Raw genomic sequence first — 12,831 nt, 5'->3', positions numbered from 1 at the left:
GGCAGCGCGGGCATGGCTCCGGGGGGAACGACAGCTCGAGCCTCACCAGGTCCGGGTGCCGGTCGGACGGGCCGATCGCGTCGACCTGGCAGTGCACCGTCACCGTCCGCCAGCCCTCGAGCGGCAGCGTGGCCGGCAACTCGCCCCCGAGGAGCGTGGACAGCTCCTCGGGGGCGAGTTCCTGGTTGCCTGGGGCGTTCACTGCACCTCGCCCCAGTAGCCGGGCAGCGGGATGACGTCGATCCCCTCTTGCTCCGACAGGCGGTTCAAGCTCGGGTCGGCACTCCACACGGTGAGACCGCCGAACTGGAGGTGGGCGGCGCGCAGTCGCTCCCGCTTCACGACGGCTCCGGGCCGGAAGTCGTTGCGGGACCTCATCAGGAGGAGGGCCGCGGGTACGTCGTTCCGGGCAAGCCACGTGACGACGAGCTGCTCCAGGCGCCGGTTCCCGCCCGTCATGACCAGGACGGCCTTACCGTTCTCGTGCGCCCGGCGGGCGGCCGCCACGACGGCGCGGTTGGGCGGGCATCCGAGCATCGCGGAGTGGAACCGGGAGGCGTCGCCAGCCAGCTTGCGGATGCGGGAGACGTTGATGAGTCCGCCTTCGAGGTCGAAGGCGACTGCCTCGCGCTGGGCTTGGGCTACGGCCGTTGCGGTCACTGGGCCTCCTCATTCCAGACACGGATGATCTCTTCGGCCTAGGTGGTGCACGGCCTGCACGTCCCGCGGTGGCCGCATATCGCTGCGGCGAGGGCGTCGGCAGCGCCCGTCGAGGCGATGGTGAGGAACGCGGCGGCCTTCTCCTGGTGGTCGCCGCACGCCTCGGTCTTCCCGGGGCGGGCGCCGCAGGCGATCAGGGCGACGCGCTGCTCGAGGGCGCTGGTGTCGCGGACAAGGGTGAGGCTCATCGGTTGCAGTCCTTCGGGGCGCGCGACTTGTGGTGTGTGATGGGCTGGAGATCGCTGCCGACCTGCTCGTACGCGGTCATTTCCTGGCACGCGGTGCAGCGGTAGGCGATGTACCGGCGCAGGGGATCGGTGTGGGACATCGGGTTTCCCTGGCGTCCGCCGGCCATCTCGCCGGGGCCCGGGTCGCCGCACCACTCGCATGAGGGGTCGTAGTGCGTGATGACGGGGGCGGTGGTCCAGCGGGACCAGGTGATGGGGCGGCCGCCGTGCTCAGCGGGCAGGGGCGCCTCGGCGTACACCGGGAGGTCGGGGACGGCCCGCAGGTGGCGGCCGCTGCTGTCCTCCTCTGGTTCGGGCAGGGCCTCGGCGAATCCGGCGGGGACGAGGCGGGGTGCCTCGGGTTCCGGTTCGCCGCGCAGGGAGCGCAGGCAGGCCCGGCAGATGCTCGCTTCGGTGACCGGCCCGTCCCACGGCCGTACGCCCGGCGCCTGTTCGGCGTCCGGGGCGCACTCCAGGGGGACGGTGAAGACCGGCATCGCGGGGGCTATGACGCCTTCCCCCGCGATGTGCAGCAGCGGGCGGCCCGCGGCGCGCACGACCAGGCGGCCGCCCCAGACGGGCGCGACCGGGGTCTCGACGGCCAGGGCGCTCACCGGGCACGCCTCACCAGGAGAGGCACCAAGCTGGTGGTCTTCGGGTTCTGCAGGTACAGGTCCCGGCGGGCGGCGTGCACGCTGCGCCGGGCAAGGCACAGGACGCCGCCCGGGACGTGGCAGGTCGGGCACTGCACGGAGTAGGCGCCTTGCCGGAATCGGGCCGCGGTCTCGTGTGCGGCATCGTGGGCGGCGTCGGCGGCCGGGGAGGGGATGACGGCGGAGATCACGCGCGGCCGTCCTTCCGGTCCGGGACGGTGATGTGCGGTCGGGCCCCGTCGGGAACGACCCCGGCGAGCCGGTACAGCCACAGTCCTTCGCTGTTGGGCTCGTCGCACCGCTCGTACTGGGCTTCACCGCGGCCGGGCTCTGCGTCGTCGCCCCACGCGATCGGGACGGTGATGCTTCCCGGCCCTTCTTTCGGTTCCTTCAGCTCGCCCGGGTACATCAGGATCACCCCGGAGTAGGGGCCGTTGATGAACTGAATGGTGAAGTCCCATACGGGGCCGTCTACGGCCTCGGCAGCCTGTCGCTTCAGTCTCCGGGCCCAGTCGAAGACTTCGACGCCTGTGGGCGTGGGGGAGTAGCCGAGGAGGCCGCGCAGGGCAGCGGTGGCTCGGAGCAGTTCGCCGTACGCGGCGACCGGGAAGTCGTCCTTCCATCGGTCGCGGAGCAACGAGCACGCGCGTCGCGTGGAGGGCCGGTGGTCGGCGGAGAGTGGGTGACGCCCGGTGAGCCGTCCTCGTGCGGAGAGTCGGTGATCTTCATGCCGCGACGCTAGCGGCGGCCCCGGCCCGAGCGCCTCGGGCATCCGTCCTAGGCGGTGTCGTCAAAGTGTCACGCTCGCATCGAGAACGAGGGTCACGGCTGCTGATAGAACTGGGCCGTGCCTGCTCCGGCGCCGGCACGGATGACTCTCTTGCACGGCGGCCTCTCCCCTCCGCCCCGGCCCTCACCCTGGAGCCCTCTTTGCCCCTGCGGACAAGTGCCACCCGCCCGATATCCCTGCTCCTGTCGACCACGCTTGCGGCCGCAACGCTCACTGGCTGCGCCCTGCTGGAACTCGCCAGAGACTGCGAGGGGACTGACGACCGGGTAAGGGAGATGGCGGCGCTCGACATCCTCAACTCCCGGCCCGACGGAGCCACCATCGCTCGGGGATTCGAGGAGGTGGACGCCGGCTGCTGGGCGGACAGCGGCGATGTCGTGGTGTCCGCCGACCGGACGTACACCTTCCCCGGCACACGGGCCGAAGTGGCCGCGCACTACCGGACCGCGTTGGCACGGGACGGATGGATTCCGGACCCCGAAGCCTTGCCCGGCGACCTGAGCTTCACCAGAGATGACATGACCCTGTGGATCGTCTTCCTGACCACCGAGAGCCTCGCGGAAGCCGGTCACGGAAGCCGCCCCGACCTCACCACCGGGGCCGGCTACTCGGTCAGCATCAACTCGTATACGTGAACAGCGGCGCCGAGGCGAATTACTAGGTTCTGTCGCCTATGAAACCCCGGCTGGTGGATCATGATCGGGTGATACAACGTCATGAACTGACGGATGCCGAGTGGGATTTCGTGCGGCCATTGCTGCCTCGGACGTCGATGGGGCGGCCTCGGCTGGACGACCGGACGATGCTCAACGGGATCGTGTGGAAGTTCCGGGCCGGTGTGGCCTGGCGAGATGTGCCCGAGCGGTACGGCTCCTGGGCCAGCCTGCACACCCGCTTCCGCCGCTGGGCGGCGGACGGCACGTTCGACCGGATGCTGCAGACCGCGCAGGCCCGGGCGGATGCAGCTGGAGACATCGACTGGCTGGTGTCGGTCGACTCCAGCATCGTCCGGGCCCACCAGCACGCGGCCGGGGCCCGAAAAGGGGGCACCGCAGCCCGGCGCTCGGTCGCTCCAGAGGAGGTTTGACCAGCAAGATTCATCTGGCCTGCGACGGCCTGGGTCGCCCCCTCGCCCTGGTGGTCACCGGCGGCAACACCAACGACTGCACCCAGTTCACCGCCGTGATGAAGGCGATACGCGTACCCCGCCTCGGGGCGGGACGACCGCGTGTCCGGCCCGGCCACGTCATCGGCGACAAGGGCTACAGCTCGAAGGCGATCCGCACCTGGCTGCGACGCCGGAACATCCCGCACACCATTCCGGAAAGGGCCGACCAGACCGGCAACCGGGCCCGGCGTGGCAGCCGGGGTGGCCGACCGCCGGCCTTCGACAAACAGGTCTACAAGCGGCGCAACGTCGTGGAACGGTGCTTCAACCGCTTGAAGCAATGGCGCGGCATCGCCACCCGGTACGACAAGACTGCCGAGTCCTACAAGGCGGCCGTCACTCTCGCATCACTCCTGATGTGGGCGTGACACTTTGACGACAACTCCTAGGCCGCCGGACGTACGCCCGCGACCTCGCTCGCAACCCCGTCCCGGCCGCTCCGCGACTCCTGGCGCCTCGGGCCCCCTGTCCCCCCGCGCTCCCGCAAGCCCGTCCCGGCCACTCCGCGACTCCTGGCGCCTCGGGCTCCCTGTCGCCCCGTGACCCCTGTCGCAACCCCGTCCCGGCTGCCTCGTGGCCCCTGTCGCCTCGGGCTCCCGGCCACCCCGGTACTCCCGTCGCCTCGGGCTCCCGGCCGCTCCGCGACTCCTGTCGCCTCGGGTTCGCGGTTGGCCCGCGACCCCCGTCGCCTCCGGTTCGCGGTCGCCCCGCTTCTCCCGTCGCCCCGGGCTCCCGGTCACCCTGTGACCCCTCTCGCGAACCCTGTCCAGGCCACTCCGCGCCCCCGTCGTCTCGGGCTCCTGGCCACCCCGCGACCTCGGTCACAACGCCGTCCCGGCCACGCCGCGACCCCCGTCGCCCCGGGCTCCCGGTCACCCCGCGACCCCTGTCGCTAACCCCGTCCCGGCCACGCCGCGACCCCCGTCGCCCCGGCCCCCCGACCACCCCGCGACCCCCTCACAACCCCCGCGCACCGGGACTGGCGTGCGTGAAGTTTTACGTATAACCTCATCCGTCACCATCACCTCCCGGTCCGCCGTTCCGAAAGGTCTCGATGCAGCGCGTCGCCCTGGTCACCCTCGTCGTCGACGACTACGACGAAGCCATCCGCTACTACACCGAGGCCCTCGGTTTCCGGCTCGCCGAGGACGCCCCGCGCCCCGACGGCTCCCGCTGGGTCGTCGTCGAGCCCGACGGGGGAGCGCCCGGCACGGGGCTGCTGCTCGCCCGCGCCAAGGGTGAGGGACAGCGGGCCCGGGTCGGCGACCAGACCGGCGGACGGGTCGGCTTCTTCCTGCACACCGACGACTTCGCCCGCGACCACGCCCGGATGCTGGCCGCCGGAGTGACCTTCCTGGAGGAGCCGCGCCACGAGCCCTACGGCTCGGTCGCCGTCTTCCAGGACCTGTACGGCAACCGCTGGGACCTGCTCCAGCCCGCCGGATGATCCGCCGGGGCCCTCGCCGGCCCCGACCGAACCGCCGGAACCCGCTGCCCCGGCCCGAGGGTCGAGCCCTCCCCGGACTGCTCCGGGGCTCAGGCCGGGCCCTCCGCAGCGCTCCGACCCCTTCCCCGCCTCCCGAAACGCCCTGCTCAAGGAAAGCCCCGCCATGACTGCTACGCGCGTAGACGCCGATGTGATCCGCCGCCTCCCCAAGGCCGTCCTGCACGACCACCTCGACGGCGGCCTGCGCCCCGCCACGGTCGTCGAGCTCGCCGAGGCGGTCGGGCACACCCTGCCCACCACCGACCCCGACGAGCTCGCCGCCTGGTACTTCGAGGCCGCGAACTCCGGCGACCTGGTCCGCTACATCGCCACCTTCGAGCACACCCTCGCCGTGATGCAGTCCCGCGAAGGCCTGCTGCGCGTGGCCGAGGAGTACGTCCTGGACCTGGCCGCGGACGGTGTCGTCTACGCGGAGGTGCGCTACGCCCCCGAGCTGAACACCAACGGCGGACTGACCCTCGCCGAGGTCGTGGAGACCGTCCAGGAGGGTCTCGCCGCGGGCATGGCGAAGACGGCAGCGGCCGGTACCCCCGTCCGGGTCGGCACCCTGCTGTGCGGGATGCGGATGTTCGACCGGGTGCGTGAGGCCGCCGACCTGGCCGTGACCTTCCGTGACGCGGGCATCGTCGGCTTCGACATCGCCGGTGCCGAGGCCGGCTTCCCGGCCGCCGACCACCGCGACGCCTTCGAGCACCTGCGCCGCGAGAGCGTGCCCTTCACCATCCACGCCGGTGAGGCCGACGGCCTGTCCAGCATCCACCAGGCGCTCCAGATCTGCGGCGCGCAGCGCCTCGGCCACGGTGTGCGCATCACCGACGACATCGTGGACGGCAAGCTCGGCCGCCTGGCCGGCTGGGTCCGCGACCGCCGGATCGCGCTGGAGATGTGCCCCACCTCCAACCTCCAGACCGGCGCCGCCACCTCGATAGCCGAGCACCCCATCACCGCGCTGAAGGACCTCGGCTTCCGCGTCACCCTCAACACCGACAACCGTCTGGTGTCCGGTACGACGATGACCCGTGAGATGTCCCTGCTGGTCGAGGAGGCGGGCTGGGGCGTGGAGGACCTGCGCGCGGTCACGGTGAACGCGGTCAAGAGCGCGTTCATCCCGTTCGACGAGCGCAAGGCCCTCATCGAGAAGGTGATCCTGCCGGGCTACGAGCTCTGAGCCGGCCCGGCTGCCCTGCGCGGACCGCAGGGGCCCGGGGCCGGACGAGTCCGCGGCCGTCGCAGGCGGTTTAGGCGCCCTGGACCACCCCGCGGACGTACGCGGCCTGTCCGACGTGCTGAAGGTCGTCGGACAGGACGCTCACCAGCCGCACGCCGAGCGTGACCGGCGGATCCCAGCGCTCGTCCACGACGCGCTCCAGGTCCGCCGCCGTCAGCGCGCGCAGACACTCCAGTGACTGGGCGTGCACGGCGTCGTAGTACCCGGTCAGCAGCTCCGCCGAGTCCACCCGAACCTGGGCGACCTGGGCGGAGCTGTGGCCGTATCCGGTGTCGCGCGGCGGCAGGCCGAGGTCGAACCTCTTGTGCCAGTCCTGGGTCAGCCACACCTGGTCCAGGCCGAAGGCGTCGGCGAAGTGGTCGTCCTGGACACGGGTGAGATGCCAGACCAGCCAGGCGATGGAGTTGGCGTCGGCGGAGGGGCGGGCGCTCAGCGCGTCGGGGCCGAGGCCCTCGACGGCGGCGTGGACCTCTTCCTGGATGCGGCTGTAGCCGTCGATGAGGATGTCCTTCGCATGCATGGCTCCACCTTCGCGCATCACACGCCGTCGTGCGCCCCGCCCGCCCCGTTCCCCGTGTTGTACAAGAGGTCGTGGTCCAAGAGGTCCATCAGCGCCCGTGCCGCCGGGCTGGTGGCCGCCTCGGGCGGCAGCAGGGCGACGGTCTCGTAGACCGCCTCGCCCGTGTCCTTCAGCGGTACGGCGGCCAGCGACTCCCGCTTGTGCCGGAAGTGCGCGGGCACGGCGGCGACCCCCAGGTTCTCGTCCACCAGGTCCAGCAGGCTGTGCACGTCGTTCACCTCCAGGGCGACCGTGCGCCGTACGCCCGCGGCGGCGAACGCGGCGTCGGTGGCCCGGCGCGGTCCCCAGTCCGGGTGGAAGTCCACGAACACCTCGTCCGCGAGGTCCCGCGGCGACAGCGCCGGCCCGGCCCCGGCGAGCGGGTGCCCCGGGTGGCACAGCAGGGTCATCGGCTCGCCCGCCAGCGCCACCGAGCGCAACTGGTCGGAGTCGTCGCGCGTGCGGTACGCGAAGGCCAGGTCCAGACGGCCCGCTGCGACGTCCTCGGCCAGCGCCTGCGAACCGGACTGCCGCAGCCGGATCTCCACGTCCGGGTGACGCCGGCGGAACGCGGCCAGCAGGCCCGCCACGTTCACCCCGGCGATGCACTGCTCGTTGCCCAGCGCCAGCGTGCCGCGCAGCACGCCCTGCACCGCCGCCACCGCCTCGTGCGCGGCCCGCACCTGCGTCAGGATGCGCTCCGCCTCGCCCAGCAGCGCCCGCCCGGCCTCGGTCAGCGTCACCCGGCGGGTGGTCCGGACGAACAGCGGTGCCCGCAGCTCCCGCTCCAGCGCCCGGATCGACGCCGACAGACCGGACTGGGACACCATGAGCCGTTCGGCGGCCCGGGTGAAGTGCTGGTCCTCGGCGACCGCGACGAAGTGCTGGAGATGGCGCAGTTCCATGATTGAGAAGACTATCCGCTCAATTCCATCGGATTCTTCTGTTGGACCGCTGAGGGCTGTCCGGGGAAGAGTGGGTACGGCCCGGTCCACGGGCCCCGCCCCTCATGTCATGGAGTCGCGTTGTACACCGCACACCCCGACCGTTACGCCGAGATGCCCTACCGGCGCACCGGACGCAGCGGCCTGAAGCTCCCCGCGCTGTCGCTGGGCCTGTGGCACAACTTCGGTCCGGACCGCCCGGCCGAGACCCAGCGCGCCATCCTGCGCCGCGCCTTCGACCTCGGGATCACCCACTTCGACCTGGCCAACAACTACGGCCCGCCGCCCGGCGCCGCCGAGGCCGCGCTCGGCGAGTTCCTGAGGACGGAATTCGCGTCCTACCGCGACGAGCTGATCGTCTCCACCAAGGCCGGCTACCTGATGTGGCCGGGCCCGTACGGTGAATGGGGCTCGCGCAAGTACCTGCTGTCCTCGCTCGACCAGAGCCTGAAGCGGCTCGGGCTGGACTACGTCGACGTCTTCTACTCGCACCGCTTCGACCCGCAGACTCCGCTTGAGGAGACGATGGGCGCGCTGCACTCCGCCGTGCAGCAGGGCAAGGCGCTCTACGTCGGCGTCTCGAACTATTCGGCCGAGCAGACCCGCGAGGCCGCCCGCATCCTGGCCGGACTGGGCACCCCGCTGCTGATCCACCAGCCGCGCTACTCCATGCTCGACCGGCGCCCGGAGGACGAGGGTGTGCTGGACGCCCTCGACGAGCTTCAGGTCGGCTCCATCGCCTACTCCCCGCTGGAGCAGGGCCTGCTCACCGGCCGCTATCTCGACGGCATCCCGGAGGACTCCCGGGCCGCGAGCGACAGCCCCTTCCTGAACCGGGACGCCGTCACCGAGGACCTGGTGGCCCGGCTGCGCGCCCTGGACGACATCGCCAAGTCGCGCGGCCAGACCCTGGCCCAGCTCGCCCTGGCCTGGGTACTGCGCGGCGGGCGGGTGACCTCGGCGCTGGTCGGCGCGAGCAGCGCCCGCCAGGTGGAGGACAGCGTGGCGGCCATCGGCAACCTGGACTTCGACGCGGAGGAACTGGCCCGCATCGACGAGGTCGTCAACCCCTGAGTCCGCGGGTTCAGGCAAGCCGCTCCTGGAGACGCACGGTGACGGTGTCGCCCTCCTGCTTCCCGATGGCCCGGCGCAGCCCGGCCTTCACGGGCAGCTTGTGCGTGCCGTCGCCGAGCGCCATGAAGGAGCTCCGAAACGCGTGTCCGTCGACGGTCCCGCGGACCTTGACCAGTCCGCGGGTCCCGAAGAATTCGACGGACTCCGGCCAGACCACATAGGTCCAACCGCCTGTCGCGGAACTCTTCCGCAGTACCGCGGTGAATTCCGCGATCACTTCCTGATCCTTGGCCATGGCTTACTCCGACCGTGACGGTCCGAAGGCTTCGTATGAAGTCTCGGAGATCGGACCGTCACGGGCGGGAAAACTCATCGCGGCGCGCCGGAAAGGAAACCGGATGCTCAGACCGCGTCCGGAAGCCGGTCGAAGAATCCGTAAACGGCTGTGATCCGGTCCTCGGCGTCGAGGGTGATCACATCGGATCCGGCGACCGGAGCCGAACCCTCCGCCTCATGGACCAGCTCCCACGAGAAGCGCGCGGTGTCGTGATGTCCGTCGACCTCGCCGACGAGCCGGAAGACGAACCCGGGGAACTGCTCCTGCGTCCCCGCGATCATGGCCGTGATCTGGTCGTGGCCGCGCACGTCGGCCACCGGGTCGGTGTAGGTGCCGTCCGCGCTCCACACGTCCGACACCGCCTTCGCCAGCGCGACGGCCTCGGTGGTGTTCCACGCTTCGAGGTAGCGGGTGACGGCGTCCTGGTGACGGCCGGTGTTCGCAGACATGGGCAATAGCCTCCGCTGGTCGTATGTGCTGGTCGTATGCGCTGGTCAGGATCCGGATCGCGGTGTTCTCCGATCCGTTGTGACCACCCTGCCCCGAACGCGCGCGAGGGTCGATTACCTCCCGGGTAATAGCGCGGGGACATCGCGCGTAATAGGGCTTCCGCGCCCCCTGTCGGCTTTCGGCCATACCCCTCGGTGAATATGCCAGGAGAGTGGCTGGAAAGACGTGGTGACAGTGGTTCAAGAGTGAAGATACTCGACGTCAGAGAGCGGTTCACCGCCCTCTGAGCCGCACGAAAGCGAGGCCCGACGGCAAGGGATTGACGCAACGGGGGAGTGGATCGTGCACGACGAATTCCTGTGCCACGTCACGGCGTACGGCACCTGCGACGGCAGACGCATCGGCGTCCCGCTCGGCACCTACAGAGCACCCACTCTGGCCCTTGCCCTGTGGTGGTTACGGGACCGGGCGTCCTGGATCGCCGAACGGCTCGACCCGAGCCCCGAGGCCGAGCACTTCCCGCCGAGCGCGCTCGTCCCGGTCGCGGAGACCGTGCCGGACGTGCCCGGCCTGCTGCGCTCCTGGTGCGCCGACCCCGGCCAACAGGAACTGGTGGCCGACGAGTTGGCCACCGGACGCATGGTCCGCATCGCCACGAGCGACGAGACGACCGAGTACGAACTGCTCGCCGAGTCCGTGGACGCCGTGCGCATGCAGCGGACCATCCCGGCGCTGGTCGTCCCCGTGGCGTAGACCCGGCGGGACCGGAGCGCCCCCGCACCGGCCGGGCGCCCCCGGGGACAGATCGGTAGAATTCTGGCATGGCGGAGCGGCCGGTCGCGTCGACTGCGCCCGAACTCGTCCTGGAGACCGACTGGGGCTCCACGGTGATGAGTCCGGGCCGCGACTACCACGTGGGCCGTGACCCGCTCAGCGACATCGTCATCGACGACGTCCGCGTCTCCTGGCACCACGCGATCCTGCACCCCGACGGGGACCACTGGACCATCGAGGACGAACGCAGCACGAACGGCACCTGGACCGACGGCCGACGCGTCCACGCGTCGGACATCGGCCCCGGGACCGAGATCCGCTTCGGCAGCCTCAGCGACGGCCCCCGCGCCCTCCTCTTCGGCCGAACCCCGCCCGCCCCGGCCCGCCCCTCCGTCATCGCCGCGGTGTCCCGCCCCGGCGCCACCGGCACCTTCCGGCAGCCCACCAGCGTCCGGCAGCTGCCCGCCCGCACCGTGCGCATCGGCCGCGCCGCCGACAACGACCTCGTCATCGACGACCTGATCGTCTCCCGCCACCACGCCGAACTGCGCGCCCTGCCCGACGGCAGCCACGAGATCGCCGACCTCGGCAGCCACAACGGCACCTACCTCAACGGCGGCCCCGTCACCGCCGCCCCCGTCGGCCCCGGCGACGTCATCGGCATCGGCCACATCGCGTACTGCCTGGTCGGCGACCAGCTCCAGGAGTACGTGGACACCGGCGAGGTCTCCCTCGACGTCCAGGACCTCACGGTCGCCGTCGACCGCGGCCGCAAGACCCTCCTCGACCACGTCTCCTTCCCGGTCGGCGAGAAGTGCCTGCTCGCCGTCGTCGGCCCGAGCGGCGCCGGGAAGTCGACTCTGCTCAACGCCCTCACCGGCCAGCGCCCCGCCGACCACGGCACCGTCCTGTACGACGGCCGCGACCTCTACCGCGACTACGCCGAGTTGCGCCAGCGCATCGGCCTCGTCCCGCAGGACGACATCCTGCACGCCCAGCTCACCGTCCGCAGCGCCCTCTCCTACGCCGCCGAGCTGCGCTTCCCCCAGGACACCGCCAAGGCCGAGCGCCGGGCCCGGGTCGACGAGGTGATCCGGGAACTCGGCCTGGAACAACGCGCCCGGCAGCCCGTCCACAGCCTCTCCGGCGGGCAGCGCAAGCGGGTCAGCGTCGCCCTCGAACTGCTCACCAAGCCGTCGCTGCTCTTTCTCGACGAGCCGACCTCCGGCCTCGACCCCGGCATGGACCGCTCGGTGATGCACATGCTGCGCGGCCTCGCCGACGACGGGCGCACCGTCATCGTCGTCACCCACAGCGTCCTCAGCCTCGACGTCTGCGACCGCCTCCTGGTGCTCGCCCCCGGCGGCCGGATCGCCTACTACGGCCCGCCCGAGGAGGCACTGTCCTACTTCGGCCACGAGCAGTGGCCCGAGGCCTTCGAGTCCTTCGAGCACGACCGCGACCGCGACTGGGCCGGCGCCTACCTGGTCTCGCCCCAGCACCGCCGCTACGTCGCCGACGCCACCGCCCAGCCCCGCGTGCCCCGCGAGGGCCCGGTGATCATCGCCCCGCCGCCCCGGCCGCGCAGCTGGGGCGCCCAACTGGGCACCCTGGTACGCCGCTACACCACGGCGCTGAGCGCCGACCGCACCTTCCTCGCCATCATGATCGCGCTGCCCTTCGTGATGGGGGCCATGGCACGGGCCCTCGCGGGCGGCGAACTCACCCGTGACACCGCGATGAACGCGCTGCTCATCCTCTGCGTCGGCGGCGTCCTGACCGGCGCGGCCAACGCCGTGCGCGAACTGGTCAAGGAACGGGTGATCTACCGGCGCGAGCGTGCCGTCGGCCTGTCCAGATCCGCCTACCTGATGTCCAAGGTGATCGTCCTCGGCACGATCACCGTCCTCCAGGCCGTCGTCCTCACCCTGGTGGCCCTGCTCGGCGTGGACCTCAACGCCCCCGGCGGCGAAGGCGTGTTGCTGCCCCCGCTGGCCGAGATCACCATCGCGGTCGCCCTGCTGGCGTTCACCGCGATGATGCTCGGCCTCGTCGTCTCCGCGATGGTGCGCAAGGAGGAGGTGACGATGCCGCTGCTGGTGCTGCTCGCCATCGTCCAGGTCGTCTTCTGCGGCGCCCTGCTGAAGCTGGACGGCGTCCCCGGCCTGGAGCAGCTGTCCTGGCTGGTGCCCTCCCGGTGGGCGCTGGGCGCGATGGCCGGCACCATCGGACTGGCCCGGATCGTGCCCGGCGAGCTCACCTCCGACCCCCTGTTCCGGCACTCGGCCGGGGTGTGGCTGCTCAACATCGGCATGCTGCTCGTGCTGTCGGTGATCTTCGGCTACCTCGTCTCCCGGCTGCTGCGCCGGCAGGAACCCGTCGTGATGCGGAAGTAGGCGC

General features: G+C 71.3%; 15 protein-coding genes and 1 pseudogene. 7 read left to right on the top strand and 9 right to left on the bottom strand.

What is annotated here, in order from left to right:
* Positions 1 to 198: 198 nt before the first annotated feature.
* The 5 genes from ABZZ79_RS15435 to ABZZ79_RS15415 are packed head-to-tail and all read right to left on the bottom strand — an operon-like array spanning position 199 to position 2,237.
* Positions 199 to 660 carry a hypothetical protein gene (locus tag ABZZ79_RS15435; protein WP_356689435.1) on the bottom strand — a complete coding sequence of 154 codons (462 nt, stop codon included), beginning with the start codon at positions 658 to 660 and terminating at the stop codon, positions 199 to 201.
* Positions 661 to 698: 38 nt separating this feature from the next.
* Positions 699 to 908, bottom strand: coding sequence for a hypothetical protein (locus ABZZ79_RS15430; RefSeq protein WP_356689434.1), 210 nt, complete (start codon positions 906 to 908; stop codon positions 699 to 701).
* Positions 905 to 1,561 (bottom strand): hypothetical protein, encoded by a 657-nt coding sequence (locus tag ABZZ79_RS15425; RefSeq protein ID WP_356689433.1) that lies wholly within the window; start codon positions 1,559 to 1,561, stop codon positions 905 to 907. Before ABZZ79_RS15425 ends, ABZZ79_RS15430 begins: the two co-directional genes overlap by 4 nt.
* Positions 1,558 to 1,791: a hypothetical protein gene (locus tag ABZZ79_RS15420; protein ID WP_356689432.1), complete on the bottom strand. Its 234-nt coding sequence runs from the start codon at positions 1,789 to 1,791 to the stop codon at positions 1,558 to 1,560. The genes ABZZ79_RS15425 and ABZZ79_RS15420 overlap by 4 nt, the downstream gene beginning before the upstream one ends.
* Complete coding sequence (locus ABZZ79_RS15415; RefSeq protein ID WP_356689431.1) at positions 1,788 to 2,237, bottom strand: hypothetical protein; 450 nt, start codon at positions 2,235 to 2,237, stop codon at positions 1,788 to 1,790. Before ABZZ79_RS15415 ends, ABZZ79_RS15420 begins: the two co-directional genes overlap by 4 nt.
* Before the next feature lie 428 nt (positions 2,238 to 2,665).
* On the opposite strand from ABZZ79_RS15415, the gene ABZZ79_RS15410 reads away from it, so the two are divergent.
* The 4 genes and pseudogenes from ABZZ79_RS15410 (at position 2,666) to ABZZ79_RS15395 (ending at position 6,233) form a co-directional block, all read left to right on the top strand.
* The gene (locus tag ABZZ79_RS15410) at positions 2,666 to 3,025 is read left to right on the top strand and encodes a hypothetical protein (protein WP_356689430.1); all 360 of its coding nucleotides are present in this window, start codon (positions 2,666 to 2,668) and stop codon (positions 3,023 to 3,025) included.
* Positions 3,026 to 3,096: 71 nt separating this feature from the next.
* Positions 3,097 to 3,926, top strand: a pseudogene (locus ABZZ79_RS15405) (IS5 family transposase).
* Positions 3,927 to 4,612: 686 nt separating this feature from the next.
* Positions 4,613 to 5,005, top strand: a complete 393-nt coding sequence (locus tag ABZZ79_RS15400; protein ID WP_356689429.1) for a VOC family protein — start codon at positions 4,613 to 4,615, stop codon at positions 5,003 to 5,005.
* A 163-nt stretch (positions 5,006 to 5,168) separates the two neighbouring features.
* Positions 5,169 to 6,233 (top strand): adenosine deaminase, encoded by a 1,065-nt coding sequence (locus tag ABZZ79_RS15395; protein WP_356689428.1) that lies wholly within the window; start codon positions 5,169 to 5,171, stop codon positions 6,231 to 6,233.
* Positions 6,234 to 6,303: 70 nt separating this feature from the next.
* On the opposite strand, the gene ABZZ79_RS15390 is transcribed toward ABZZ79_RS15395, so the two are convergent.
* Both ABZZ79_RS15390 and ABZZ79_RS15385 read right to left on the bottom strand, forming a co-directional pair.
* Positions 6,304 to 6,813: a DUF664 domain-containing protein gene (locus ABZZ79_RS15390; RefSeq protein ID WP_356689427.1), complete on the bottom strand. Its 510-nt coding sequence runs from the start codon at positions 6,811 to 6,813 to the stop codon at positions 6,304 to 6,306.
* A 17-nt stretch (positions 6,814 to 6,830) separates the two neighbouring features.
* Positions 6,831 to 7,757, bottom strand: a complete 927-nt coding sequence (locus tag ABZZ79_RS15385; RefSeq protein ID WP_356689426.1) for a LysR substrate-binding domain-containing protein — start codon at positions 7,755 to 7,757, stop codon at positions 6,831 to 6,833.
* Between the two features lie 120 nt (positions 7,758 to 7,877).
* Between ABZZ79_RS15385 and mgrA the strand changes: the two genes are divergently transcribed.
* Positions 7,878 to 8,870, top strand: coding sequence for an L-glyceraldehyde 3-phosphate reductase (gene mgrA / locus ABZZ79_RS15380; RefSeq protein WP_356689425.1), 993 nt, complete (start codon positions 7,878 to 7,880; stop codon positions 8,868 to 8,870).
* Between the two features lie 10 nt (positions 8,871 to 8,880).
* On the opposite strand, the gene ABZZ79_RS15375 is transcribed toward mgrA, so the two are convergent.
* Both ABZZ79_RS15375 and ABZZ79_RS15370 read right to left on the bottom strand, forming a co-directional pair.
* Positions 8,881 to 9,165 (bottom strand): DUF1905 domain-containing protein, encoded by a 285-nt coding sequence (locus ABZZ79_RS15375; protein WP_356689424.1) that lies wholly within the window; start codon positions 9,163 to 9,165, stop codon positions 8,881 to 8,883.
* Between the two features lie 107 nt (positions 9,166 to 9,272).
* The gene (locus ABZZ79_RS15370; protein WP_356689423.1) at positions 9,273 to 9,656 is read right to left on the bottom strand and encodes a nuclear transport factor 2 family protein; all 384 of its coding nucleotides are present in this window, start codon (positions 9,654 to 9,656) and stop codon (positions 9,273 to 9,275) included.
* A 343-nt stretch (positions 9,657 to 9,999) separates the two neighbouring features.
* Here ABZZ79_RS15370 and ABZZ79_RS15365 point away from each other — a divergent pair, with 343 nt between their 5' ends.
* Positions 10,000 to 10,410: a hypothetical protein gene (locus tag ABZZ79_RS15365; RefSeq protein ID WP_356689422.1), complete on the top strand. Its 411-nt coding sequence runs from the start codon at positions 10,000 to 10,002 to the stop codon at positions 10,408 to 10,410.
* 68 nt (positions 10,411 to 10,478) lie between these two features.
* Entirely contained in the window at positions 10,479 to 12,827 is a 2,349-nt protein-coding gene (locus tag ABZZ79_RS15360) for an FHA domain-containing protein (protein WP_356689421.1), read from the top strand.
* The last annotated feature ends 4 nt before the right edge of the window (positions 12,828 to 12,831 follow it).

Source organism: Streptomyces sp. NPDC006458 (genome assembly GCF_040612135.1).
Lineage (GTDB): Bacteria > Actinomycetota > Actinomycetes > Streptomycetales > Streptomycetaceae > Streptomyces.
This window is presented reverse-complemented; position numbering and strand designations above follow the sequence as displayed.